Raw genomic sequence first — 26,202 nt, forward strand, 5'->3', positions numbered from 1 at the left:
CGGCGACCGAATCGGCGCGGCTCGGAAAGTGGAGATCTTCACATACGACAGGCGTAGGTATGGTTTTCGGGGGAAGCTGTAGGCCGTTGCGGAACGCCGGGCCCCCGACTTCGGGCTGCCCCTCCGCACCATCAGGGGGAACACGGGTGCGAATCGCGGAAAGACGCCGGGTGAACGGCGTGCCCGGCGGACCCGTGCGACGGACCGAATGACGACCACCGACAAGGGGCGGGACCATGAGCAATCCTTTTGACGACGAATCCGGACGATTCCTGGTGCTGGTGAATGCGGAGGCGCAGTATTCGCTGTGGCCCGCGCACCTGGACGTCCCGGGCGGCTGGGAGCGCACCGGCCCGGAGGGGTCGCGGCAGGAGTGCCTGGACGTCGTCGAGCGGCTCTGGACCGACATGCGGCCGGCCTCCCTGGTCGCCGCGATGGCGACCGGCACCGGCCCGGCGGCCGACGCCGGCTGAGTCCGCCGGGACCAGCGGCCCCACCCGCTTTCCCGCCTCCGGCGCGGAGGCGCGGCCCCCGGCGCGGGGGCACGGGACGCCGGTTGCCCCCGGGTCGGCCCTGTGGCCGGGCCGGGGGCGCGAATCTTCCCCCACTCACGCAGGAAAACCTCACCGAAGGTGTCGTCGGCATGCCTGAAAACCGTTCCGTCCGCAGCGAAGAAACCGCCCCCGAACTCCTGGAACTGACGGCCGCGCAGGAAGGCGTCTGGTACGGGCAATTGCTCGATCCGGACAGCGCGAAGTACAACATCGGGGAATGCCTGGAGATCCGCGGCGGCCTCGACGAGGAATTGTTCGCCGCGGTCCTGCAGCGGGTGGCCGACCACTTCGACAGCCTGAACACCGAGTTCACCGCGGTCGACGGCCGTCCCCGGCAGCGGGTCGTCCGGCGTCCCGGCCGGGGGGACCGGCTGCGCCGGGTCGACCTCTCGGGGGCGGCGGACCCCGCGGCGGCGGCGGAGCGGTACATGGCGGCGGACATGGCGGCCGTCGACCGGCTGGAGGCGCCGACGCACCACTTCGCGCTGCTGCGGCTCGGCCCGGAGCTGCGGCTCTGGTACACCCGGTACCACCACATCGCGCTGGACGGCCTCAGCGGCACCCTGGTGACCCGGACGGTGGCGGAGCTGTACAACCGGGTGCTCGCGGGCGGGGACCTCGCCTCGGCCGGGCTGCCGGACGGCTCGCTGGCCGCGCTGGTGGCCGACGAGGCCGCGCACCGCGCCTCCCCGGGCCACGCCGCGGACCTGGCGTACTGGGTCGGGCGGGCCGCGGCGGCCGGGGACGGCGGCGAGGACGAGGGCTTCCCGCTGCTGCGCAGACGCACCGACCGGCCGGAGCCCGGGCGGCCCGACGTCGCGGCGGCCCTGCACGGCGGCGAGACGCTGCCGCTGCCGGTGCTGGACGGGCTGCGGCGGCTGGCCGCCGCGAACCGCACCACCTGGAGCGCGGTGCTGGTCGCGGCGCTGGCCGCGTACACCGGCCGGGTCACCGGGCGGCGGGAGGTCGGCATCGGCCTGGCCTCGCACGGGCGGCCGGGCCGGCTGCAGCGGGCGGTCGGCATGACCGCCACCGTGCTGCCGCTGCGGCTGGCCGTGCCGCCGGACGGCTCGGTCGCGGAGCTGGTGCGCGGCGTCGCGGGCGAGATGCGCGGCGCCCTGCGGCACCGGCGCTTCCCGCGCGAGCAGCTGGCCCGGGAGCTGGCGGCGGGCGGCGGGGAGCCGCTGCCGACCGACCTGGTGGTGAACGTCATGGGCTACGAGTACGGCCTCGACCTGGGCGGCAGCCCGGTCACCTCGCGGGTGCTGTCGGTCGGCCCGGTGGACGACGTGTCGCTGTGGGTCGCGGAGCGCGCCGAGGGCACGGGGCCGCTGATCGGCTTCGACACCAGCGGGGAGCTGTACCGGGCCGAGGACGTCCGGCTGCACCAGGAGGCGGTGCTCGGCTTCCTCGCCGCCTTCGCCGCCGCCGACCCCGGCACCCCGCTGCGCGCCCTGCCGCTCGCCGACGGGGCGACGACGGCGGCGCTGCTGGCACGCGGACGCGGCGCGGCCCTGGCCGGCCCCGCCGCGGCGGACGGCGGCCTGCCGGCGGCGTTCGCGGCCCGGGCGGCCGCCGCGCCGGACGCGCCCGCCGTGCTGGACGGCGGGGCGGTGCTGTCCTACCGGGAGCTGGCCCGGACGGCGGAGGCGCTGGCGGGCGCCCTGACCGGGTGGGGGCTGCGGCCGGAGGACGGCGTCGGCGTGCTGCTGGGCCGCTCGGCGGCCGTGGTCGCGGCCTCGCTGGGCGCGGTGGCGGCCGGCGGCGGGTACGTGCCGATGGACCCGGCCTGGCCGGCGGAGCGCCTGGACCGGGTCGCCGACGCGGGCCGGGTCCGGGTCCTGGTGGTGGACGGGGCGGCGGCCGACACCGGCTGGGTGCGGGAGGCGGCGGGGCGGCTGCCGGTGCTGGTGGTCGACCGGCTGGGCGCGGTGCTGCGCGGCGCCCCGGAGCGCCCGGGCCCGCCGCCGGTGCCGATCGGCGGGGCCCGGCTGGCGTACACCGTCTTCACCTCCGGCTCGACCGGGCTGCCGAAGGCCGTCGGCGTGACGCACGCCGACGTGCTGGCGCTGGCCGCCGACGCGGCCTGGGACGGCGGGGCGGCGGACGCGGTGCTGATGCACTCGGCGTACGTGTTCGACGCGTCGACCTTCGAGATCTGGGTGCCGCTGCTGCGCGGCGGCCGGGTGGTGGTGGCGCCGCCCGGCATCGTGGACGCCCGGGCGCTGGCGCGGGCGGTGGAGCGGGACGGCGTGCGCGCGGTGTTCCTGACCACGGCGCTGTGCAACGAGATCGCCCGGACCGCTCCGGCGGCGTTCGCCGGGCTGCGGCTGGTGGCGGCGGGCGGCGAGGCGGCCTCGCCGGAGCTGATGCAGCGGATCGCCGCGGCCGCGCCGGACACCGAGGTGCTGCACGTGTACGGCCCGACCGAGACCACCACCTTCGCGACCCGGTACCGGGTGCGGCCCGAGCCGGCGGGCGTGCCGCCGATCGGCCGCGCGCTGGACGGCGTCCGCCTGTACCTGCTGGACGGGGCGCTGCGCCCGGTCCCGGCCGGGGTGGTCGGCGAGCTGTACGTGGGCGGGGCGGGGGTGGCGCGCGGCTACCTGGGCCGGCCGGAGCTGACGGCGGTCCGGTTCCTGGCCGACCCGTTCGCGGCGGACGGCTCCCGGATGTACCGGACCGGGGACCTGGCCCGCTGGACGGCCGGCGGCGAGGTCGAGTACGTGGGGCGGGCCGACGGGCAGGTCAAGCTGCGCGGGTTCCGGATCGAGCCCGCCGAGATCGAGAACGCCCTGCTGGCGCTGGACGGGGTCCGGGAGGCCCGGGTGCTGGTGCGCGAGGACGTGCCCGGCAACCGGCGGCTGGTCGGCTACGTGGTGCCGGAGCCGGGGGCGCGGTGGGACGGCGCGGGGCTGGCCCGGGCGCTCGGGCGGGTGCTGCCCGGGTACCTGGTGCCGGCCGCGTTCGTGCTGCTGGACGGGTTGCCGCTGAACGCGAACGGCAAGCTCGACCGGCGGGCGCTGCCCGCCCCGCAGGTCGCGGGCGGCGGCGCGGTCGCGCCGCGCACCCCGCGGGAGGAGCTGCTGGCGGCGCTGTTCGCGGAGGTGCTGGGGCTGCCGTCGGTCGGCGTGGAGGACGACTTCTTCGCGCTGGGCGGCCATTCGCTGCTCGCCACCCGGCTGGTGGCGCGGATCAGGGCGGCGACGGGCGCGGAGCCGACGCTGCGCGAGGTGTTCGACCGTCCGACGGTGGCCGGGCTGGCCGCCGCGCCGAGCTTCTCCCTCGCCCCGGCCGGTCCGGGGCGGCCGGCGCTGGTCCCGGTCCGGCGGCCGGACCCGGTGCCGCTGTCCTTCGCGCAGCTGCGGCTGTGGTTCCTGAACCGGTCCGGGGAGGCCGCCGACGCCTACAACGTGCCGCTGGTGCTGGAGTTGGACGGCCCGGTGGACGCCGGGGCGCTGCGCGCGGCGCTCGGCGACGTGGTGGCCCGGCACGAGAGCCTGCGGACGCTGCTGGTCGAACGGGACGGCATACCCGGGCAGGTGGTCCTCGGCGTCGGGGCGGCGGCCGCGCTGCTGCGGTTCGGGACGGCGGGGGCACCGGCGGACGACGAGCGGGCGGCGCGGGCGGCGGTGCGGGCGGCGGTCGCCGCGCCGTTCGACCTGGCGGTCGAACTCCCGTTGCGGGCGACGCTGTTGCGGACCGCGCCGGAGCGGCACCTGCTGGTGCTGGTGCTGCACCACGTCGCCGCCGACGGCTGGTCGCTGGCGCCGCTGGTCCGCGACCTGGCCGCCGCGTACCGGGCCCGGACGGCGGGCGGCGCGCCCGACCGGCCCGAACTGCCGGTCCAGTACGCCGACTACGCGCTGTGGCAGCGCGCACTGCTCGGCGAGGAGGACGACGGGGAGAGCCTGATGTTCCGTCAGCTCGCTTTCTGGAGACGGGAGTTGGACGGCTCACCGGGCCTGTCGGAGCTGCCGCTGGACCGGCCCCGCCCGGCCGCGCCGAGCCACCGGGGCGGGACGGTGCCGTGCGGGCTGTCCGCCGAGGTCTGGGCGGGGGTGGTCGGGCTGGCCCGGGAGTGCGGCTGCACGCCGTTCATGGTGCTGCACGCGGCCCTGGCGCTGACCCTGCGGGCGCACGGCGCGGGCGACGACGTCGTGGTCGGGACGGCGCTGGCGGGCCGCACCGACGAGGCGCTGGAGGAGCTGGTCGGCTTCTTCGTCAACACCGTGGTGCTGCGCGCCGACCTGTCCGGGAACCCGGGGTTCCGGGCCCTGCTGCGCCGGGTGGCGGAGGCCGACCTGGCGGCGTTCGCGCACGCCGACCTGCCGTTCGAGCGGCTGGTGGAGGCGCTGAACCCGGAGCGCTCGGCCGGCCACCACCCGCTGTTCCAGACCATGCTGGTGCTGCAGAACCAGCAGCAGGCGGCCCCGGACCTGGCGGGCGTCGCCGTCCGGGACGTCTCCCCGCACCCGGGCACCAGCAAGTTCGACCTGACCTTCGCGCTGACCGAGACGGCCGGGGCCGCGGGTTCCGGCCTGGGCGGGTACCTGGAGTACGCGACCGACCTGTTCGACCCGGGGACGGCCCGGGCGCTCGCGGAGCGGTTCGCCCGGGTGGTGGCCCAGGCGGTGGCCGACCCGGAGCGGGCCGTGGACGCGTTCGACCCGCTGGGCGCGGCGGAGCGGGCCCGACTGCTGGAGCTGGCGCGGGGCGCGGACCGGCCGCTGCCGGAGCGGACGGTGCCGGAGGCGGTCGCCGAGTGGGCCGCCCGGACACCGGACGCCCCGGCGGTGCGGGACGGGCGCGGCGGGCTGACGTACGCCGAGCTGGACGCCCGGGCGGACGCCCTGGCGGGGGTGCTGCGCGGGCGCGGGGTGGGGCGGGGCGCGCTGGTGGCGCTGGCCGTCCCGGCGTCGGCGGAGACGGTGGTGGCGATGCTGGCGGTGCTGCGGGCCGGGGCCGCGTACGTGCCGGTCGACCCGGAGTACCCGGCGGCCCGGGTGGCGCAGATGCTGGCGGACGCCCGTCCGGCGCTGCTGCTGACGGGCGAGGGCGTTCCGGCGGACTTCCCGGCCGGCTTCCCGGCGGACTTCCCGGCGGGCGACGTGCCCCGGCTGTCGCTGGCGGAGGCGGCCCGGCTGCCCGGCACGGCGGCGGCGGGCCCGGCGGCGGGTCCCGCGGACGCCGCGTACGTGATCTACACCTCGGGGTCGACGGGGCGGCCGAAGGGGGTGGTGGTGCCGCACCTGGGGCTGGCGAACCACATGGCGTGGATGGCGGACCACCTCGGGCTGACCGCGTGGGACCGGGTGCTGGCCCGGACGTCGAGCAGTTTCGACGCCTCGGTGTGGGAGGTGTGGCTGCCGCTGACCCGGGGCGCGGAGGTGTGCGTCGTCCCGGCCGGGGCGAACCGGGAGCCGCGTGAACTGCTGTCCTGGATGCGGCGGTTCGAGGTGACGGTGGCCCAGTTCGTGCCCTCGCACCTGGCCCTGGTGCTGGCGGAGACCGGGGAGGGGGACGCCGGGCCGGACGGGCTGCGGGCGGTGCTGTGCGGCGGGGAGCCGATGCCCCGGGCGCTGGCGGAGGCGGTGGCGGAGCGCTGGGGGGCGGTGCCGCACAACCTGTACGGGCCGACCGAGGCGACCATCGACGCGACCGCGCACCGGGTGGACCCGGCCGGTCCGGACGAACCGTCGGGTCCGGCCCGGGAGTCGGTGCCGATCGGGCGGCCGGTGGACGGGATGCGCGCCCACGTGCTGGACGCGGCGCTGCGGCCGGTCCCGGCGGGGGTGACGGGCGAGCTGTACCTGGCGGGCCCGAACCTGGCCCGCGGCTACCTGGGGCGGCCCGGCCCGACGGCGGAGCGGTTCGTCGCGGACCCGTTCGCGGCGGACGGCTCCCGGATGTACCGGACCGGCGACCTGGTGCGCCGGTCGGCCGACGGGCTGCTGCACTACGTGGCGCGGGCCGACGACCAGGTGAAGCTGCGCGGGTTCCGGATCGAGCCGGGCGAGGTGGCGGCCGCGCTGCTGGAGCTGCCGGGGGTGGCGGCGTCCTGCGCGCTGGTGCGGGAGGACGCGCCGGGGCGGCGGCGGCTGGTGGCGTACGCGGTGCCGGCCGGGCCCTCGGCGGCCGGGCTCTCGGCGGCCGGGCTGCGGGACGCGCTGGCCGGGGTGCTGCCGCAGCACCTGGTGCCGGAGGCGGTGGTGCTGCTGGCGGCGCTGCCGCTGCTGCCGAACGGCAAGGTGGACCGGCGGGCGCTGCCCGCGCCGGACGACACCGCGGCCGCGGCGGACCCGGGGCACCCGCGCTCGCTGCGGGAGGAGCTGCTGGCGGGGATCTTCGCCGAGGTGCTGGGGCGGCCGTCGGTGGGCGTCCGGGACGGCTTCTTCGACCTGGGCGGGCACTCGCTGCTGGCGATGCGGGTGGTGGGCCGGGTCCGGGCGGTGCTGGGCGCGGACCTGGCGGTGCGCACCCTGTTCGACCACCCGACGGCGGCGGCGCTGGCCCGGGTGCTGGAGCCGGCCGCCCCGGACCGGCCGGCCCTGGTGGCGGCCGGGCGGCCGGAGCTGCTGCCGTTGTCCGCCGCGCAGGCCCGGCTGTGGTTCCTGAACCGGCTGGAGGGGCCGGGTTCGGCCTACAACCTGCCGCTGGTGCTGGAGTTGCGCGGCGTGCTGGACGCGGAGGCGCTGCGCGGCGCGCTGCTGGACGTGGTGGAGCGGCACGAGGCGCTGCGCACGGTCTTCCCGGAGCGGGACGGGGTGCCGTACCAGCGGGTGCTGGCGGCGGCGGAGGCCGCGCCGCGGCCGCCGGTGGAGAGCACCGCGCCGATGGACCTGGAGGCGGCGGTGCTGGCGGCGGTCGGGGAGCCGTTCGACGTGCTGGCCGACCCGCCGTTGCGGGCCCGGCTGCTGCGGGCCGCGCCGGAGCACCACGTGCTGGTGCTGGTGCTGCACCACATCGCGGCGGACGGCTGGTCGCTGGGCCCGCTGACCCGGGACCTGGCGGAGGCGTACCGGGCCCGGTTGGCGGGGGCGGCGGCGCCGGTCGCGGCCGGGGCGCTGCAGTACGCCGACTACACGCTGTGGCAGCAGGAGCTGCTGCGCCCGGACGGCGCCCTGCTGCCCCGTCAACTGGCGTACTGGCGGGAGGCGTTGACGGGTCTGCCGGGGTTGCTGGAGCTGCCGCTGGACCGGCCGCGCCCGGCGGTGGCGGACCTGCGGGGCGCGGTGGTGGAGTTCGAACTGCCGCCCGCGCTGCACGGGGCGCTGCTGGCGCTGGCCCGGGCCGAGGGCTGCACGCTGTTCATGGTGCTGCAGGCGGCGGTGGCGGCGCTGCTGCACCGGCTGGGGGCGGGGGACGACATTCCGCTGGGGTCGCCGGTGGCGGGGCGCACCGAGGAGGCGGTGGCGGACCTGGTCGGGTTCTTCGTCAACACGCTGGTGCTGCGCACCGACCTGTCGGGCGATCCGACGTTCCGTCAACTTCTGTCCAGGGTGCGGGAGTTCGACCTCGCGGCGTACGCCAACCAGGACGTGCCGTTCGAGCGGCTGGTGGAGGCGCTGAACCCGGTCCGGTCCCGGGACCACCACCCGCTGTTCCAGACCATGGTGGTGCTGCAGAACCAGGCGGCGGCCCGGGCGGAGCTGCCGGGGCTGGCCGTGGAGCAGCGGCTGGTGCACAACGGGCTGAGCAAGTTCGACCTGACCTTCTCGTTCGCCGAGGAGGCCGGTCCGGACGGGTCGGCGCTGCTGCTGGCGGGCCTGGAGTACGCGACCGCGCTGTTCGACCGGGCCACCGCGGAGGCGTTCGCGGCCCGGCTGGTGCGGCTGCTGGAGCTGGCGGTGGCCGCCCCGGACGCCCGGGTGTCGGGCCACGACCTGCTGAGCGCGGACGAGCACCTGCGGGTCTCCCGCTGGGGCGCGTCCCGGCCGCTGGAGCCGGAGCCGGCGGCGGTGCTGCCGGAGCTGTTCGCCCGGCAGGTGGCCCGGACGCCGGACGCGCCCGCCGTCACCGACGGCGCCGAGGTGCTGAGCTACGCCGAACTCGACCTGCTGTCGGGCGGGTTGGCGGCGGTGCTGGCCGGTCACGGGGTGGGCCCGGAGGACGCGGTCGGGGTGCTGCTGGGCCGCTCCCCCGCCGTGGTGGCGGCGTCGCTGGCGGCGGTGCGGGCGGCGGCGGCGTACGTGCCGCTGGACGCGCGCTGGCCGGCCGAGCGGCTGGACCGGGTCGCGGAGGTGGCCCGGCCGCGGCTGCTGGTGGTGGACGAGGAGGCGGCGGCCTCGGCCTGGGTGGCGGCCCGGGCGGCGGCGCTGCCGGTGGTGGTGCTGGACCGGTCCGGGCGGGTGCTGCGCGGCGCGCCGGAGCGGCCCGGCCGTCCGGCGGCGGTGCCGGGGCCGCGGGCGCTGGCGTACGTGATGTTCACCTCCGGTTCGACGGGCCTGCCGAAGGGCGTGGGCGTGTCGCACGCGGACGTGGTGGCGCTGGCCCGGGACGCGGCCTGGCGGGACGGGGCGGTGGACGCGGTGCTGATGCACTCGGCGTACGTCTTCGACGCCTGCACCTTCGAGATCTGGGCGCCGCTGCTGAACGGCGGCCGGGTGGTGGTGGCGCCGGACGGGCTGCTGGAGGCGCGGACGCTGGACACCGCGGTGCACGACCACGGGGTGACGGCGGTGTTCCTGACCACGGCGCTGTTCAACGTGGTCGCGGAGACCGACCCAGGGGCGTTCTCCGGGCTGCGGGCGGTCTGCGCGGGCGGCGAGCTGGCCTCGCCGGAGCTGATGCAGCGGGTCGCGGCGGCGGCGCCGGACACGGCGGTGCTGCACGTGTACGGGCCGACCGAGACCACCACCTTCGCGACCCGGTACCCGGTGGCCGCGGACCTGCCGGCGGGGCCGCCGCCGATCGGGCGGCCGCTGGACGGCATGCGGCTGCACGTGCTGGACGCGGCGCTGCGGCCGGTGCCGCCGGGCGTCACGGGCGAGCTGTACCTGGCGGGCGCGGGCGTGGCCCGCGGCTACCTGGGCCGCCCGGGCCTGACGGCGGGCCGGTTCGTCGCGGACCCGTTCGCGGGCGACGGCTCCCGGATGTACCGGACCGGCGACCTGGTGCGCTGGACGCCGGACGGGCAGGTCGCCTACGTGGCGCGGGCGGACGGGCAGGTGAAGCTGCGCGGCTACCGGATCGAACTCGGCGAGGTGGAGGGCGTGCTGGCGGCCCGTCCGGAGGTCGCGGACGCCTTCGCGCTGGTCCGCGAGGACGTCCCGGGCGACCGGCGGCTGGTCGCGTACGTGGTCCCGGCGGCGGGGGCGGCGGCCGATCCGGCGGAGCTGCTCCGGGAGGTGGGCCGGGTGCTGCCCGGCTACATGGTGCCGGCCGCGGTGGTGCCGCTGGCGGCGCTGCCGCTGAACCCGAACGGCAAGGTCGACCGGGCGGCGCTGCCCGCGCCCGCCCTCGCGGCGGCCGGTCCGGGCCGGGCGCCGCGGACCGTCCGCGAGGAGGTGGTCTGCGCGGTCTTCGCGGAGCTGCTGGGCCGCCCGTCGGTCGGCCCGGACGAGGACTTCTTCGCGCTCGGCGGGCACTCGCTGCTGGCGACCCGGCTGGCGGCCCGGCTGCGCGCCGTGCTGGACGTGGAGACCGAGGTCCGGACGGTGTTCGAGCACCCGACCCCGGCCCGGCTGGCGGCCGTCCTGGACGGCGCGGGCGGCGCCCGGGCCCGGCTGGTGCGGGCCGGACGGCGGCCCGACCCGATGCCGCTGTCGCCCGCCCAGCGGCGGCTGTGGTTCCTGCACCGCTTCGAGGGCCCGGGCGCGACCTACAACGTGCCGCTGGTGCTGCGCCTGGACGGGCCGCTGGACCGGGGCGCGCTGGCGGCGGCGCTGGCCGACGTGGTGGAGCGGCACGAGAGCCTGCGCACCGTCTTCCCCGACGCGGGGGGCGTGCCGAGCCAGCGGGTGCTGGACGCGGCGGGCGCGGACCTCGACCTGACGCCCCGGGCGGTGGAGCCGGAGCTGCTGGACGCGGTGCTGCGCGCGGAGACCGCGCACGCCTTCGACATCGCCGTGGAGCGCCCGGTCCGGGCCCGGCTGCTGCGGACGGGGCCGGACGCGCACGTGCTGGTGCTGCTGGTGCACCACATCGCCGGGGACGGCTGGTCGCTGGCGCCGCTGGCCCGCGACCTGGGCGCCGCGTACCGGGCCCGGGCGGCGGGCGGCGCGCCCGGGTGGGCCGAACTGCCGGTCCAGTACGCCGACTACACGCTGTGGCAGCGGGCGCTGCTCGGCGACGAGGACGACCCGGCGGGCGCGGCGGCCCGGCAGCTGGCGTTCTGGCGCACCGCGCTGGAGGGCCTGCCGGACGTGCTGGAGCTGCCGCTGGACCGGCCGCGCCCGGCGGTGGCGACGCACCGCGGCGACGCGCTGCCGTTCGCGGTGGACGCGGCCGGGCACGCGGCGCTGGACGCGCTGGCCCGGAGCAGCGGCAGCAGCCTGTTCATGGTGCTGCAGGCGGCGCTGGCGGTGCTGCTGCGGGCGCACGGCGCGGGCGACGACGTGCCGCTGGGCACGCCGGTGGCGGGGCGCACCGACGAGGCGCTGGACGACCTGGTCGGGTTCTTCGTCAACACGCTGGTGCTGCGCACCGACCTGTCGGGCGACCCGACGTTCCGTCAGCTGCTGGAGCGGGTGCGGGAGTTCGACCTGGCGGCGTACGCCAACCAGGACGTGCCGTTCGAGCGGCTGGTGGACGCGCTGGAGCCGGAGCGGACCGAGAGCCGGCACCCGCTGTTCCAGACCATGCTGGTGCTGCAGAACCAGGCGGGGGCGGCGGTCGAGCTGCCGGGCCTGCGGGTGGCGGAGCAGCCGGTGCGGACCGGGATCAGCAAGTTCGACCTGACCTTCTCGTTCACCGAGCGGCGGGACGGCGCGGGCCGCCCGGCGGGCCTGGACGGGGTGCTGGAGTTCGCCACCGACCTGTTCGCGCCGGCCACGGCGCGGGCGCTGGCGGAGCGGCTGGTGCGGCTGCTGGGCCGGCTGGCCGCCGACCCGGGGCGGCGGCTGGCGGCCGTCGAGGTGCTGTCGGCGGCGGAGCGGGCCGAGCTGGCCGCGGCGGGCCGGGGCGCGGTGCGGCCGGTCCCGGAGCGGACCGTGCCGGGGGCGTTCCGGGCGCAGCGGGAGCGCACCCCGGACGCGCTCGCGGTGCTGGACGGGGAGCGCAGCCTGACCTTCGCCGAGCTGGACGCCCGGTCGGACGCGCTGGCCCGGCGGCTGGCCGGGCGGGGCGTGCGGCGCGGCGACGTGGTGGCGCTGGCGCTGCCCGGCACGGCGCTGCAGGTGGTGGCGATGCTGGCGGTGGCGAAGGCGGGCGCGGCCTGGCTGCCGCTGGACCCGGACCATCCGGCGGAGCGGCTGCGCCTGGTGGTCGGGGACGCCCGGCCGGTGCTGCTGGCGGTGTCGGCGGAGGTCCGGCCGGGGCTGCCGGAGCTGCCGCTGCCGGTGCTGGTGGTGGACGGCCCCGGGCCGGGTCCGGAGGCGGAGTTCGGCGCGCAGGCGCCGGGGCCGCTGGACGCGGCGTACGTGCTGCACACCTCGGGGTCGACGGGTCGGCCGAAGGGCGTGGTGGTGCCGCACGCGGCGCTGGCCAACCACATGGCGTGGCTGGCCGGGCACCTGGGGCTGACGGGCGCGGACCGGGTGCTGGCCCGGACCTCGCCGGGTTTCGACGCCTCGGTGTGGGAGACCTGGCTGCCGCTGCTGCACGGCGGGGCGACCTGCCCGGTGCCGCCGGCGGTCGCGCACGACCCGGTGGCGCTGCTGGCGCTGGTGCGGGAGCGGGGCGTGACGGTGGCCCAGTTCGTGCCCTCGCTGCTGGCGCTGGTCCTCGGCGAGACGGAGCGCGAGGAGCGGCCGACCGCGCTGCGGGCGGTGCTGTGCGGCGGCGAGCCGCTGGGCACGGCGCTGGCGGACCGGGTCGCCGGGGCGTGGGGCGTCGAGGTGCACAACCTGTACGGGCCGACCGAGGCGACCATCGACGCGACCGCGCACCGGTACCGGCCGGGCGTGGACGCCGCGGGCGGGGTGCCGCTGGGCCGGCCGGTGGACAACCTGCGGGCGTACGTGCTGGACGGGGCGCTGCGGCCGGTCCCGGCGGGCGTGGCGGGCGAGCTGTACCTGGCGGGCGCGGGCCTGGCCCGCGGCTACCTGGGCCGGGCGGGCCTGACGGCGGGCCGGTTCGTCGCGGACCCGTTCGCGGCGGACGGCTCCCGGATGTACCGGACCGGCGACCTGGTGCGGCGGGGCGCGGACGGCCTGCTCGGCTACCTGGGCCGGGCCGACGACCAGGTGAAGCTGCACGGGGTGCGGATCGAGCCCGGTGAGGTGGAGGCGGCGCTGGCCGCCGTGGCCGGGGTCGGCGCGGCCTGCGTGCTGGTGCGCGAACAGCGCCTGGCGGCCTACCTGGTGGGGCCGGACGTGCCGGCGGACGAGGTGCTGCGGGCCCGGCTGGCGGCGGCGCTGCCGCCGTCGATGGTGCCGTCGGTGTTCGTCCGGCTGGACGCGCTGCCGCTGCTGCCGAGCGGGAAGACCGACCGGCGGGCGCTGCCCGCGCCGCCCCGGCCCGGGGCGGGCGCGGCGGGTGCGGGCGGCGGCGGGGAGCCGCGCACGGAGCGCGAGCGGGTGCTGTGCGGGGTGTTCGCGGCGGTGCTGCGGCTGCCCCGGGTCGGCGCGGACGAGGACTTCTTCGCGCTGGGCGGCGACAGCATCCTGTCGATCCAGGTGGTGGGCCGGGCCCGGGACGCCCGGCTGCGGATCACCCCGCGCGACGTGTTCCTGCACCGGACGCCGGCGGCGCTGGCGGCGGCCGCCGAGGAGCTGGACGCCCGGGTGGCGGCGCCGGTGGACGACGGCGTCGGCACGGTGCCGCCGACGCCGATCGCGGCGTGGTTCCTGGACCGGCCGGGCCCCACCGACGGCTACCACCAGTCGGCGGTGCTGCGCACCCCGGCGGACGCGGACCCGGCCCGGATCGCGGCCGCGCTCCAGGTCCTGGCGGACCGTCACGACACGCTGCGGCTGCGGGTGACCCGCACCGCCGGGGGCGCCCCGGGCCTGGAGGTGCTGCCGCGCGGCACCGTCCGGGTGGCGTCCCGGCTGGAGCGGATCGACGCGGCCGGGCTGGACGGGCCGGAGCTGCGCGCCGCCCTCGCGGCGGCGGGCGCGCGGGCCCGGGACCGGCTGCGGCCCGCGCACGGCGAGCTGCTCGGGGCGGTGTGGGCGGACGCCGGGCCGGGGGCGCCCGGCCGGCTGCTGCTGCTGGTGCACCACCTGGCGGTGGACGCGGTGTCCTGGCGGATCCTGCTGGAGGACCTGCTGACGGTGTGGCGGGGCGGGGAGCTGCCGCCCGCGACCACCTCGTACCGGGCCTGGGCGCGGCTGCTGGCGGCGCAGGCCGCCGAGGGCGTCCGGGCGGGCGAGCTGCCGCGCTGGGCGGAGGTCGGGCGGGCCGTCGACCCGCCGCTGGGCCGCCGCCCGCTGGACCCGGCCCGGGACACCGCGGCCGGGACCAGGACCCTGACCACCCGTCCGGCGGGCGGCGCGGTGGGGGCGCTGCTGAGCACCGCGCCCGCGGCGTTCCACGCCGGGGTGGACGACGTGCTGCTGACGGCGCTGGCGCTGGCGGTGCGGGCCTGGCGGGAGCGGCGGCCCGGCGGCGCGGGCGAGGGCGTGCTGCTGGACCTGGAGAGCCACGGCCGCGAGCAGCTGACCGCGGACCTGGACCTGTCCCGCACCGTGGGCTGGTTCACCAGCCTGTACCCGGTGCTGCTCGACCCGGGCCCGCTGGACCCGCGCGCCCCGGACCGGTTCGACGCCCGCCTGGTGGACCGGGCCGTGAAGCGGGTCAAGGAGCAGCTGCGGGCGGTGCCGGACCACGGCGTCGGCCACGGCGTGCTGCGCCGCCTGGACCCGGTCGCGGGGGCCCGGCTGGCGGCGGGCGCCGAGCCGCAGCTCGGCTTCAACTACCTGGGCCGGTACGCCGCGCCCGACCCGGCGGCCGACCCGGCGGACTGGGCGGTGCTGCCGGACGGCGGCGCCCCGGACCCGCAGGACCCGGGCATGCCGGTGCACCACGTGCTGGACGTCAACGCGCACACCGAGGACGGGCCGGCCGGGCCGTGCCTGGTGGTGCGCTGGACCTGGGTGGCGGAGCTGCTCGACGAGGCGGACGTGGCCGCCCTCGCCGACGGCTTCGACCGGGCGCTGCGCGCGGTGGCCGCGCACGCCGAACAGCCCGACGCGGGCGGCTGGACGCCGTCCGACCTGCCCCTGGTCCGGCTGGACCAGGCCCAACTCGACCGACTGCAGAACAAGTGGGGTGGACGCGCATGACCGGGTTCCGGCTGGAGGACGTACTTCCGCTGACGCCGCTTCAGGAGGGCATGCTGTTCCACGCCCTGTACGACTCGGCGGCGGTGGACGTGTACACCGCGCAGTTCGTGCTGGCGCTGGAGGGCGCTGTCGACCCGGCGGCGCTGCGGGCGGCCGTGGGGGCGCTGCTGCGCCGGCACGCCAACCTGCGGGCCGGGTTCCTGCACGAGGACCTGGACCAGCCGGTGCAGGCGGTGGCGGCGGAGGTGCCGGTGCCGCTGCGCGAGCTGGACCTGGCGGGCGGCGAGGAGGCCGTCCGGGACTTCCTGGCCGAGGACCGGGTGCGGCGCTTCGCGCTGGACCGGCCGCCGCTGGTCCGCTTCGCCCTGCTGCGGACCGGCCCGGAGCGGTACCGGCTGGTGCTGACCAGTCACCACCTGCTGCTGGACGGCTGGTCGGTGCCGCTGCTGCTGCGCGAGCTGTTCGCGCTGTACGCGGCGCACGGCGACGACGCGGCGCTGCCCCGGGTCGCCCCGTACCGCTCCTACCTGGCCTGGCTGGCCGGGCAGGACCGGGCGGCCGCGCTGGACGCCTGGCGGACCGCCCTGGCGGGGGTCGGGGGGCCGACGCTGCTGGCGGGTCCGGCGGCGGACGCGCACGCCGGGGAGCTGCCGGCGAGCGTGGTGGCGGAGCTGGACCCGGCCGCCGCGGAGCGGCTGCGGGGCGCCGCCCGGGCGCACGGGCTGACCCTGAACACGGTGGTGCAGGGCGCCTGGGGCCTGCTGCTGGCCCGGCTGACCGGCCGCTCCGACGTGCTGTTCGGCACCACCGTCTCGGGGCGGCCGCCGGAGCTGCCCGGGGTGGAGACGATGATCGGCCTGTTCATCAACACGGTGCCGGTCCGGGTCGCGCTGCGGCCCGGCGAGCGGCCGTCCGCGCTGTTCTCCCGCCTCCAGGACGAGCAGGCCCGGCTGCTGGGCAGCCAGCACGTCGGCCTGGCCGCGATCGGCGCCGCCGTCGGCCTGGACACCCTGTTCGACACCCTGGCGGTGTTCGAGAACTACCCGCTGGACCGGGAGGGCCTGGCCGCCGCCGGGCGGGCGCTGCCCGGGCTGGCCGTCACCGGCGTCGAGGGCGTCGACGCCGCGCACTACCCGCTGACCCTGACGGTCGCGCCCGGGGCCGGGCTGCGGCTGACCTTCGCCCACCGGCCGAGCGTCCTGGACGGCGCCCGGGCCGGGCGGATCGCGGCCCGGATGCGGGCGCTGCTGCTGGCGCTGGCCGACGGCCTGGACGCCCGCGCCGACACCGTGGACGCGCTGCTGGACGTGCTGCTGGACGGCGAGGCGGACGCGCTGCCGCTGGCGGGCGGGCCGCTCCCGGCGGCCGTCCGGGGCACCGACCTGGCGGCGGCGGTGGCCGGGCGGGCCGCCGGGCGGCCGGACGCCGTCGCGGTCGGCGGTGTCGGCGAGCAGCTGACCTACCGTCGACTCGTCGACATTTCCGACGAGTTGGCCCGGGTGCTGGCCGGGCACGGCGTGGCCCCGGAGGAGGGCGTCGGCCTGCTGCTGGGGCGGTCGGCCGCCCAGGTGGCCGCGCCGCTGGCGGTGCTGCGGGCGGGCGGGGCGTACGTGCCGCTGGACCCGCGCTGGCCGGCCGAGCGGCTGGCGGCGGTCGCGGCGGCGGCCGCGCCGCGCCTGCTGGTGGTCGACGCCGCGCACGCCGACCACCCGTGGGTGCGCGCGCGGGGGGCGGCGGCCCGGGTGGTGACGGTGGACGGGGCGGGCCGGGTGCTGTCCGGTGCGCCCGCCGGGCCGGGCCCGCTGCCCGCCCCGGCGGGCGGCGACCGGCTCGCCTACGTGATGTTCACCTCCGGCTCCACCGGCCTCCCCAAGGGCGTCGGCGTCACCCACGCCGACGTGGCGGCGCTGGCCGCCGACCGGACCTGGGACGGCAGCGCGGCCGAGGCGGTGCTGCTGCACTCCGCGTACGTCTTCGACGCGGCGACCTTCGAACTGTGGGTGCCGCTGCTGCGCGGCGGCCGGGTGGTGGTCGCCCCGGAGGGCGCGCTGCAGCCGGCCGCGCTGCGGGCCGCCGCGGAACGCGACGGGGTACGGGCGGCGTTCCTCACCACCGCGCTGTTCAACGTGTTCGCCGAGACCGACCCGGGCGCGCTCGGCCTGCTCCGGCTGGCCGCGGCGGGCGGCGAGACCGCCGCGCCGGACGTGCTGCAGCGGCTGGCGGCCGACCACCCCGGCACCCGGGTACTGAACGCGTACGGGCCGACCGAGGCCACCACCTTCGCCCTGCTGCACCGGGTGCCCGCCGAGGACGCCCCCGGCGGCGTCCCGCCGATCGGCCGCCCGCTGGACGGGGTGCGCGCCCTGGTGCTGGACGGCGCGCTGCGGCCCGTCCCGGACGGCGCGGAGGGCGAGCTGTACCTGGCGGGCCCGGGCGTGGCCCGCGGCTACCTGGGGCAGCCCGGGCTGACGGCCGTCCGGTTCGTCGCCGACCCGGCCGCGGGCGACGGCTCCCGGATGTACCGCACCGGCGACCTGGTGCGCCGGACCCCGGACGGGCAGGTCGCCTACGTGGCCCGGGCCGACCAGCAGGTCAAGCTGCGCGGCCACCGGATCGAGCCCGGCGAGGTCGAGGCCGTGCTGCGCGCCCACCCGGCGGTGCGGGCCGCCTGCGTGGTGGTGCGCGCCGACGCGCCGGGCGGGCCCGCGCTGGCCGCCTACGCGGTGCCCGCCGCCGACGCCTCTGCCGACGCCTCCGCCGGCGTTTCCGCCGATCCGGCCGGGCTGCTCGCCCACCTGCGCGGGCGGCTGCCCGCGCACCTGGTGCCCGCCACCGTGCAGCTGCTGGACGCGCTGCCGCTGACCGCCAACGGCAAGCTCGACCGGGCCGCGCTGCCCGCGCCCGCCGCCCCGGCGGCCACCGCCTCCCGGGCCCCGCGCGGCGCCCGGGAGGAGATCCTGGCCGGGCTGTTCGCCGAGACGCTGGGCCGGGCCGAGGTCGGCGCCGAGGACGACTTCTTCGCGCTGGGCGGCAACTCGCTGCTCGCCACCCTGCTGGTCGGCCGGGTCCGCTCCGCGCTGGACGCCGAGGCGGAGATCCGCACCCTGTTCGAGCACCCCACCGTGGCCGGGCTGGCCGCCGCCCTGGCCGGCGCGGGCCGCCCCGCCCGGCCCGCGCTGACCGCCCGGCCCCGGCCCGCCGAGCCGCCGCTCTCCCCCGCCCAGCAGCGCCTGTGGTTCCTGCACCGCCTGGACGGGCCCTCGGCGACCTACCACATCCCGTTCGCGGTGCGCCTGGACGGGGAGTTGGACCCGGGGGCGCTGCGGCTGGCCCTGCACGACACGCTGGCCCGGCACGCCGCGCTGCGCACCGTCTTCCCGGCCCGCGCGGACGGCCCCGTGCAGCACGTGCTCCCCCCGGGGGAGGTCCGGCTGCCGCTCGCGCCGGAGCCCGTCGAGGCCGCCAAGTGCGCGGACCGGATCGCCGCCCTGATCGCCGAACCGATCGACGTCGAACGGGAACTGCCGGTGCGGGCGGCGCTGCTGCGGACCGCGCCGCGCAGCCACGTCCTGGTGCTGGTGCTGCACCACATCGCCGCGGACGGCTCCTCGCTGGCCCCGCTGGTGCGCGACCTCGGCGCCGCCTACCGGGCCCGGCTGGCCGGGGCCGCCCCCGCCTGGGAGCCGCCGCCCGTCGACTACGCCGACTACACGCTGTGGCAGCGCGAGCTGCTCGGCGACGAGCACGACCCCGGCAGTCCGACGCACCGCCAACTCTCCTTCTGGCGCGAGGCGCTGGCCGGTCTTCCGGAGCGGGTCGAGCTGCCCCGGGACCGGCCCGACCCGGCCGTGGACCGGCACGAGGGCGGCACCCACCACTTCGCCGTGGACGCCGCCACCGCCCGCCGGATCGAGGCGCTGGCCCGCGGCAGCCGGTGCAGCGTCTTCATGGTGCTGCAGGCCGCGCTGGCGCTGCTGCTGTCCCGGCACGGCGCGGGCGAGGACGTCCCGCTCGGCACCGCCGTGGCCGGGCGCACCGACGAGGCGCTGGAGGAACTGGTCGGCTTCTTCGTCAACACCCTGGTGCTGCGCACCGACCTGTCCGGCGACCCGACGTTCCGCCAACTGCTGGAGCGCGTCCGGGAGTTCGACCTCGCCGCGTACGCCAACCAGGACGTGCCGTTCGAGCGCCTGGTGGAGCTGCTCAACCCCGTCCGGGCCCCGCACCACCCGCTGTTCCAGACCATGCTGGTGCTGCAGAACCAGGCCCCGGCCGCGCCCGTCGACCTGCCCGGCCTCACCGCGCACCCGCTGCCCGTCGACCTCGGCGCCAGCAAGTTCGACCTGTCCTTCACCTTCGTCCAGGAGCCCGGCCCGGGCGGCCTGAGCGCGACCGTCGACTGGGCCAGTGCGCTGTTCGACGCCGACACGGTGCGGACCCTCGCCGACCGGCTGGTGCGGCTGCTGGACGCCGTCACCGCCGACCCCGGCCTGCCGCTGCACGCCTACCGGGTGCTCGACGCCGCCGAGTCCGACCGGCTCGCCCGGCAGGGCGCCGGCCCGCGCGGCGCCGCGCCCGCGTCCTTCCCCGCACTGTTCGCCCGGCAGGTCGGGCGCACCCCCGACGCCCCGGCCGTCCGCGACCCGCAGGGCATCCTGACGTACCGTCAACTCGACTTCGCCTCTCAAGCGTTGGCGCTCCGGATCGCCGCCCTGGGGATCGGCCCGGAGGACCGGGTCGCGGTCGCCCTGCCCCGGGACGCCGGTCTGCCCGTCGCGCTGCTCGCCGTGCTGAAGGCTGGAGCCGCCTTCCAGCCGCTCGACCCCGACTACCCGGCCGCCCGGCTCGCCCACCTGCTCGCCGACGGCGCGCCCCGGCTGCTGCTCACCACGCCCGCACTGCACCGGAAGCTGCCGCCGACGGACGTCCCGCACCTGTACCCGGCCGAACTGCCCGACGGTGGCGCGACCGGTCCGCTGCCTGCGGTGGACCCGGCGCACCCCGCGTACGTGATCCACACCTCCGGCTCGACCGGCCGCCCCAAGGGCGTCGTGGTCACCCACCGGGGCGTCGCCGCGCTGGCCGCCACCCAGCGCGAGCGCCTGCGGGTCACCCCCGACAGCCGGGTGCTGCAACTGGCCTCGGTCAGCTTCGACGCCGCGTTCTGGGAGCTGTGCATGGCCCTGCTCGCCGGGGCCTGCCTGGAACTCGACGCCCGGGAGGCGCTGCTGCCCGGCCCGGCGCTGGCCGAACGGGTCCGCGACCACGGCCTCACCCACCTGACGATCCCGCCCGCCGCGCTGGCCGTGCTGCCGCCCGACTCGCTGCCCGCCGGCACCACCCTGGTGCTGGCCGGCGAGGCGTGCCCGCCCGCGCTGGCCCGCGCCTGGTCCCCCGGCCGGCACCTGGTCAACGCCTACGGGCCGACCGAGACCACGGTGTGCGCCACCATGAGCGGCTTCCAGGCCCCGGACGGCCCGCACGCCCCCGGGCGGACCGTCCCGATCGGGGTGCCGGTCGACGGCACCCGGGTCCAGGTCCTCGACCACCGGCTCGCCCCCGTCCCGCCGGGCGTGGTCGGCGAACTGTACGTCTCCGGCGACGGCCTGGCCCGCGGCTACCTGGGCCGCCCCGGCCTGACCGCGACCCGGTTCGTCGCCGACCCCGCCGACCCGGCCGGCGGCCGGATGTACCGCACCGGCGACCTGGCCCGCTGGAACCGCGACGGCCAACTCGAGTACGCCGGACGGGTCGACGAGCAGGTCAAGCTGCGCGGCTTCCGGATCGAGCCCGGCGAGATCGAGGCCGCGCTCACCGCGCTGCCCGGCATCGCCGCCGCCTGCGTGGTCGAGCGCGAGGACCGGCCCGGCGACCGCCGCCTGGTCGCCTACACCGTCGCCGCCGAGGGCCCGGCGGGCCGCGACGCGCCCGACGGCCCCCGGGTCCGCGCACTGCTGGCGGAGGTGCTGCCCGAGCACCTGGTGCCCGCCGCACACGTCCGGCTGCCCGCGCTGCCGCTCACCCCCAACGGCAAGACCGACCGCCGCGCGCTGCCCGCGCCCGCCGCCCCGGCCGCCGCCGGGCGCGCCCCGCGCACCGCCCGGGAACGGGCCCTGTGCGAGCTGTTCGCGGACGTCCTCGGCCGGCCCGCGATCGGCGCCACCGACGACTTCTTCGCCGCCGGCGGCCACTCGCTGCTCGCCGTCACCCTCGCCCAGCGGATCGAGCAGCGCTTCGGACGGCGGCTGCCGCTGCGCGCCCTGTTCGCCGCCCCGACGGCGGAGGGCGTCGCCCGGCTGCTCGGGGACGGCGACCCCGGTCCGGACGGAGCGTCCCCGGCGGGCAGTTCGGTCGACTGGGCGGCCGAGACCCGGCTCGCGCCGGAGATCACCGCCGCCGGGCGGCCCCGCCGCCCCGCCGCCCCCTCCGCCCGTCCGCTGCTCACCGGCGCCTCCGGCTTCCTCGGCGCCTTCCTGCTGCGCGACCTGCTGGAGACCACCGGCGGCCCCGTCGACTGCCTGGTCCGGGCCGCCGACGAGGCCGACGGCGCCCGGCGGCTGGAGCACAACCTGCGCCACTACGGCCTCTGGCGGGAGCACTACCGGGAACTGGTGCGCCCGCTGGTCGGCGACCTCGCCGCCCCCGGCCTCGGCCTCGCCCCCGGGACCCGGGCCGCCCTGCTGCGCCGGCTCGGCCCCGTCCTGCACAACGGGGCCCGGGTGCACTTCGCGGCCGGCTACCCCGAACTGCGGGCCCCGAACGTGGCCGGGACGGCGGAACTGCTGCGACTGCTCGCCGAGTCCGGCTCCCCCGGTCTGCACCACGTCTCCACCACCGGGGTGCACGCGCCCGGCGGCAGCCCGGCCACCGTCACCGAGACCACCCCGACCGGCGACCCCGACGCGCTCCCGGACGGCTACGCGCAGAGCAAGTGGGCGGCCGAACAACTGGTCGCGGCGGCCCTCGACCGCGGCCTGCCCGTCACCGTGCACCGGCCGGGCCGGATCAGCGGCGACACCGCGACCGGGGCCTGCCAGGAGCACGACCTGCTCTGGCAGCTGATCAAGGGCTGCCTGCAGGCCGGAGCCGTCCCCGACCTGCCGCCGGGCTCCACCGCCTGGGTGCCCGTCGACCAGGTCAGCGCCGCGATCACCGCGCTCTGCCTCCGGGGCGCGGACACCGGCGGGACCTTCCATCACACCCACCCCGAACCGCCCGGACTGGACCGGGTCTTCGCCGCCGCCCGGGCACTCGGCCACGAACTGCGCACCCTGCCCGCCGAACAGTGGCGGGCCACCGTCGCCGCCCGGCCCGACAACGCGGCCCAGCTCTTCCTCGGCGAGCACGCCCCCGCCGCGACCCCGGCCGTCCCCCGCCACTTCGACTCCCGCCACACCGCCGCCACCACCGCCGCCCTGGGCGTCCACCCCGTCCCGCTGACCGACGCGGTCCTGACCCGCTACCTGCGGTACTTCACCGACACCGGCTTCCTCCCCGCCCCGCACCGCCCCTGACGCCCCGTCCGGCCGACGGCCCCGCCCGCCGGGGCGGGGCCGTCGGCCGGACGTCTAGGGTCACGTCCCATGACGAGGACCACGCCCCCGCGCCCGCTCGACGTCGAGCTGCTCTTCCCGGAGCTGGCCGCCCACCGCGGCACGACGACCCGCCTGCATCCGCGGCCGGGCCGCCCCGAGGTGTCGGACAGCTCGGTGGGCGGCCCGATGCGGTGGCCGGCCGACGAGCCGTGGCCGGTGTGCGGCGAGGCACAAGGCCGTGGGCGGGGGCGGCGTCCGGCCGACATCCACCGCTACCGGCGTGTCCTGGCCGCCGCCCGGGCCCGGACGGCTGCGACCTGCTCCCCAGGTGTTCTGGTGCCCCTTCGACGCCCACGGGCCGGGCCGCCACGACCTGGAACTGCACCTGCGCCGGCGACGCTCCCACGAGGTCGGCGAGGTCCTGGCGGCACCCCCGCAACCACCCGTCGTCGGGTACGACGGCTTCGTCCCCCAGCCCTGCGTCCTGCACCCCGAACAGGTGGCCGCCCACCCCTTCGTCGGCCTCCTGCCCGAGGACCTCCGCACCCGGATCGACGCCTGAGAGGAAGCCCTGGAGGACGAGGACGAGAAGGCGGACGCGCCGGTCGGCCACCAGTACGACCTGTCCATCCCGCCGGGCTGGCGGGTCGGCGGCTTCGCCTCCCGGCACAGCACCGACCCGTCCCCCGTGGACTGCCACGCCTGCGGAACACCGATGCGCCTGCTCCTGACCGTCGACAGCTCGGAGTGGGACGGCGGCAGCGGCAGCTGGAAACCCGTCGAGGACCAGCGCCTCCCCACCCACCTGGACGCCGCCCCCACCGAGGTCGTGGTGGGCCGCCACGGCGAACTCAACCTCTCCACCTGCCCCGCCGACCACGACCACCCGCACCGCTGGAGCATCCAGTGACCGACGGCCGACGGCTGCTCCCGGGGGCAGGACCCACAAGAGTGCTTTGCACGCGATCATGATTCCCTGCCGGAATCGCCGCTGCGGGCCCGGCGGCCTCCGCGCAGGAGAAGGACGGCGATGGCGACCAGGACCGTCTTCAGGATCGAGAACACGGGCGGCATCGCCTCCGGGACCGTCACTGCCGAGCGCACCGGCAACTGCATCGGCGCGATGTCCGTCCCCGGCCGGGGCAGCGCCGAGATCGGGCGCACCGGGCGAGGACGTCCCCTGCTGCTCGCGGGACGATTCCGGCGGGTCGAGCGAGGGCCTACGACCAGCGAGCCGGCAGATCCCCACGGGCTCGCCAGAAGTCCGCGTCGCGCGGGTCTGCCAGCCACCCCGTCATGCGCTCGGCGCATGCCGCGAAGGCCCGGGGCAGCGAGATCTCGTCACCGACGGCGAAGGTGAGGACGTCGACGTCGTGGGTGCCGTGGTCGTTCTCGCACCAACAGCTCACGTTGACCGAGGCGGCCACCTCGTGCCGACCTTGATCCGTCCAGCCCACCTGGAGCTGGAACTCCAGCCAGTCGCCGGGAGCCGACGGCCGAATGTCGCACAGGAGCAGGATCATGTGCGCCCGGCACTCCGGGCCGGTGAAGGCCGCGTGCTGCGGGAACCAGTCCCACGCCTCGGCGGCCTCGGACCGGGCCGCGGCGACACCGCGAGCGGAACGCTGAAGCGATTCGATTCCGGCAGAAGAGAGTTGAGGGAAGAGCGTTCCCAGCGGGACCTCGTCGAAGGTGCCTTGGCCTCCATGCATGGGCCGATCATTCAGCAGCCCCGGAACGGACGGCAAACCCCCCTTCCCCCTCCCGCCGCGTCGAAGGTATTCGGTTCCCCCGGCGACGTGCTCACGCATGAACTCCCGGGCTGTCAGCACCTCGGACCCGGCCGGGACGGGCGGGCGGCCGTTCTCGACGAAACAACGGCACGGGCGCTGCTCAGAAGAGCAGAAGCACGATGGCACAGATGACGAGCATCAGGGCAGCTGCGCACCCTCCGGCCGGAGGCGTGACGGTACTGTCCCTGCGAGGGGCCCATACACCGGATTTACGAACCTCGACAAAATTCCCATGAGAGTCGAAAGACGACCGGACGAATGCCTCATAGGCCTGCGGCTTCCACTGCTGGTGCACCACGAGCGCGGCTTCGGCCGGGTCCACACCGTCGGGCACCTGGAACACCAGCCATGCACGGGGCGGCTTCATGTCCCACAGCAGAAACTCGCCGCCGGTGACGTCGCCGGTCAACAGCGCTGCGAGAGCCCCGTAGCCCACCGCTTGGCCGCTGTCCTTTCCCTGCAACCAAAGGCGCAGATCGCCGCCCGCCCGGCCGGCGGTGTCGAAAGTGCGGTACGGCTGCATCATCCCCATGAAGGAGTAGCCGTACTGCGAGCAGGCCGCCACTGTGCGCCCTCCCAGGTCTTCGTGCCTCCACGGTTCTTCGAACTGCACCCAGGCCCACTTGCCCATGGCGCCCCCCAAGACAGTGCCAAGACCGGCCGTGACGCGTCGTCATTCCCCGTCCCTCGAGCCTGTCCGGCGGGACGACCGTTGTCAATGCCGCGTCCTTCGAGCACTCACGGTCGACTCGTTCACACCTCTCCGTTCCGCCGGCCCGAGATCTTGCGCCCGAGCCCTGCTCGATTCCTGATCCCGATCACTGCGGCCGCGACTTCAGACAGCGGCACTCAGTGACCTCGGCCGTCCTTCGGGCAGCCCGGCGGGGCGGGCCGCCCGGCGAGCTGGGAGGACTGGTTCGCGTCCGTGGGGCGGGATCTCGTCCGACTGAGCGCCGTCAAGGTGGGGGAAAGTCGGCGTGGACGCGTTTGAGCCTCCTGGTGTTCGGCTAGCCGCGCGGTGTCCGGATGTGAAGGAGGCGTGAAACATGATCACCGAACAGCAGATCCGTTCCGTGCTGAACCAGCCCGTCCACGACGCGCAGGGGGAGAAGATCGGGAAGGTCGACCACCTCTACCTCGACGACGCCACCGGGCGGCCCGAGTGGGTCAGCCTGAAGACCGGGTGGTTCGGGTCGAGCGAGTCCTTCGTCCCGATCGCCGATGCCCACGTGGTCGACGGGCACCTGGAGGTGCCGTTCGCGAAGGGCAAGGTCAAGGACGCGCCGAACGTCGACGTCGACAGCGGCGGGCACCTCTCCGCGCAGGAGGAGCACCGGCTGTACGAGTACTACGGCATCGCCTGGGACGACGCCTGGCAGGCCGCCAACCGGCCCGGCGAGGGCGGCTGGGCCCACTCCGACGGCGGCACCGGCCTCGCCGCGGGCACCGCGGGCCTCGCGGGCACGGCGGGCGCGGCCGGCACCGCAGACACCGCCGGCATGACGGGCACGACCGGCACCGGCGCGGCGGGCACCGCCGACGAGGACGCGATGGTCCGCTCCGAGGAGCGGATGCACGTCGGTGTGGAGCGCTACGAGAGCGGGCACGCCCGGCTGCGCAAGTACGTGGTGACCGAGGAGGTGCAGCAGACCGTCCCGGTCCGGCACGAGGAGGTGCGGGTCGAGCGGGAGCCGATCACGGAGGCCGAGGCGGGGCGGGCGGTGTCCGGCGAGCCGATCTCGGAGGCCGAGCACGAGGTGGTGCTGCACGACGAGCGGCCGGTGGTCAGCACCGAGGCCGTTCCGGTGGAGCGGGTCCGTCTGGTGACGGACGAGCAGGTCGAGGAGCGGACCGTCACCGGCGAGGTGCGCAAGGAGCGCATCGAGGCCGAACTGCCCGACACCGACCGGGACGACCGGAGTTGACCGCC

The 26,202-nt window shown here is 77.6% G+C and carries 9 protein-coding genes; 6 read left to right on the plus strand and 3 right to left on the minus strand.

The genetic code is table 11. The annotated features are described in order from the left end of the window. Nucleotides 1-236: 236 nt before the first annotated feature. The 5 genes from ACIQBJ_RS00910 (at nt 237) to ACIQBJ_RS00930 (ending at nt 23,389) form a co-directional block, all read left to right on the plus strand. Nucleotides 237-473 (plus strand): MbtH family protein, encoded by a 237-nt coding sequence (locus ACIQBJ_RS00910; RefSeq protein ID WP_400701245.1) that lies wholly within the window; start codon nt 237-239, stop codon nt 471-473. Nucleotides 474-643: 170 nt separating this feature from the next. Next, entirely contained in the window at nt 644-14,944 is a 14,301-nt protein-coding gene (locus tag ACIQBJ_RS00915; protein ID WP_400701248.1) for an amino acid adenylation domain-containing protein, read from the plus strand. Next, the gene (locus ACIQBJ_RS00920; protein WP_400701251.1) at nt 14,941-22,458 is read left to right on the plus strand and encodes an amino acid adenylation domain-containing protein; all 7,518 of its coding nucleotides are present in this window, start codon (nt 14,941-14,943) and stop codon (nt 22,456-22,458) included. Before ACIQBJ_RS00915 ends, ACIQBJ_RS00920 begins: the two co-directional genes overlap by 4 nt. A gap of 349 nt (nt 22,459-22,807) precedes the next feature. Then, the gene (locus tag ACIQBJ_RS00925) at nt 22,808-23,041 is read left to right on the plus strand and encodes a hypothetical protein (protein ID WP_400701254.1); all 234 of its coding nucleotides are present in this window, start codon (nt 22,808-22,810) and stop codon (nt 23,039-23,041) included. A gap of 153 nt (nt 23,042-23,194) precedes the next feature. Beyond that, nucleotides 23,195-23,389, plus strand: coding sequence for a hypothetical protein (locus ACIQBJ_RS00930; RefSeq protein WP_400701257.1), 195 nt, complete (start codon nt 23,195-23,197; stop codon nt 23,387-23,389). A gap of 56 nt (nt 23,390-23,445) precedes the next feature. Here the strand turns inward: ACIQBJ_RS00930 and ACIQBJ_RS00935 are convergent, their stop codons facing one another. The 3 genes from ACIQBJ_RS00935 to ACIQBJ_RS00945 all read right to left on the minus strand — a co-directional run bounded on the left by ACIQBJ_RS00935 (nt 23,446) and on the right by ACIQBJ_RS00945 (nt 24,903). Beyond that, complete coding sequence (locus tag ACIQBJ_RS00935; RefSeq protein ID WP_400701260.1) at nt 23,446-23,643, minus strand: hypothetical protein; 198 nt, start codon at nt 23,641-23,643, stop codon at nt 23,446-23,448. 56 nt (nt 23,644-23,699) lie between these two features. Beyond that, nucleotides 23,700-24,191: a hypothetical protein gene (locus ACIQBJ_RS00940; protein WP_400701263.1), complete on the minus strand. Its 492-nt coding sequence runs from the start codon at nt 24,189-24,191 to the stop codon at nt 23,700-23,702. A 181-nt stretch (nt 24,192-24,372) separates the two neighbouring features. Further along, nucleotides 24,373-24,903 carry a hypothetical protein gene (locus ACIQBJ_RS00945; protein ID WP_400701266.1) on the minus strand — a complete coding sequence of 177 codons (531 nt, stop codon included), beginning with the start codon at nt 24,901-24,903 and terminating at the stop codon, nt 24,373-24,375. A 415-nt stretch (nt 24,904-25,318) separates the two neighbouring features. On the opposite strand from ACIQBJ_RS00945, the gene ACIQBJ_RS00950 reads away from it, so the two are divergent. Further along, nucleotides 25,319-26,197 (plus strand): DUF2382 domain-containing protein, encoded by an 879-nt coding sequence (locus tag ACIQBJ_RS00950; RefSeq protein WP_400701269.1) that lies wholly within the window; start codon nt 25,319-25,321, stop codon nt 26,195-26,197. The last annotated feature ends 5 nt before the right edge of the window (nt 26,198-26,202 follow it).

The sequence above is a fragment of the Kitasatospora sp. NPDC088391 genome, assembly GCF_044753345.1.
Lineage (GTDB): Bacteria > Actinomycetota > Actinomycetes > Streptomycetales > Streptomycetaceae > Kitasatospora.

Excerpts from the sequence above, each read along its gene's own strand:
- ACIQBJ_RS00910 (WP_400701245.1), top strand. The coding sequence starts at position 237 with ATGAGCAATCCTTTTGACGACGAATCCGGACGATTCCTGGTGCTGGTG.
- ACIQBJ_RS00915 (WP_400701248.1), top strand. The coding sequence starts at position 644 with ATGCCTGAAAACCGTTCCGTCCGCAGCGAAGAAACCGCCCCCGAACTC.
- ACIQBJ_RS00920 (WP_400701251.1), top strand. The coding sequence starts at position 14,941 with ATGACCGGGTTCCGGCTGGAGGACGTACTTCCGCTGACGCCGCTTCAG.
- ACIQBJ_RS00930 (WP_400701257.1), top strand. The coding sequence starts at position 23,195 with ATGCGCCTGCTCCTGACCGTCGACAGCTCGGAGTGGGACGGCGGCAGC.
- ACIQBJ_RS00940 (WP_400701263.1), bottom strand. The coding sequence starts at position 24,191 with ATGCATGGAGGCCAAGGCACCTTCGACGAGGTCCCGCTGGGAACGCTC.
- ACIQBJ_RS00945 (WP_400701266.1), bottom strand. The coding sequence starts at position 24,903 with ATGGGCAAGTGGGCCTGGGTGCAGTTCGAAGAACCGTGGAGGCACGAA.
- ACIQBJ_RS00950 (WP_400701269.1), top strand. The coding sequence starts at position 25,319 with ATGATCACCGAACAGCAGATCCGTTCCGTGCTGAACCAGCCCGTCCAC.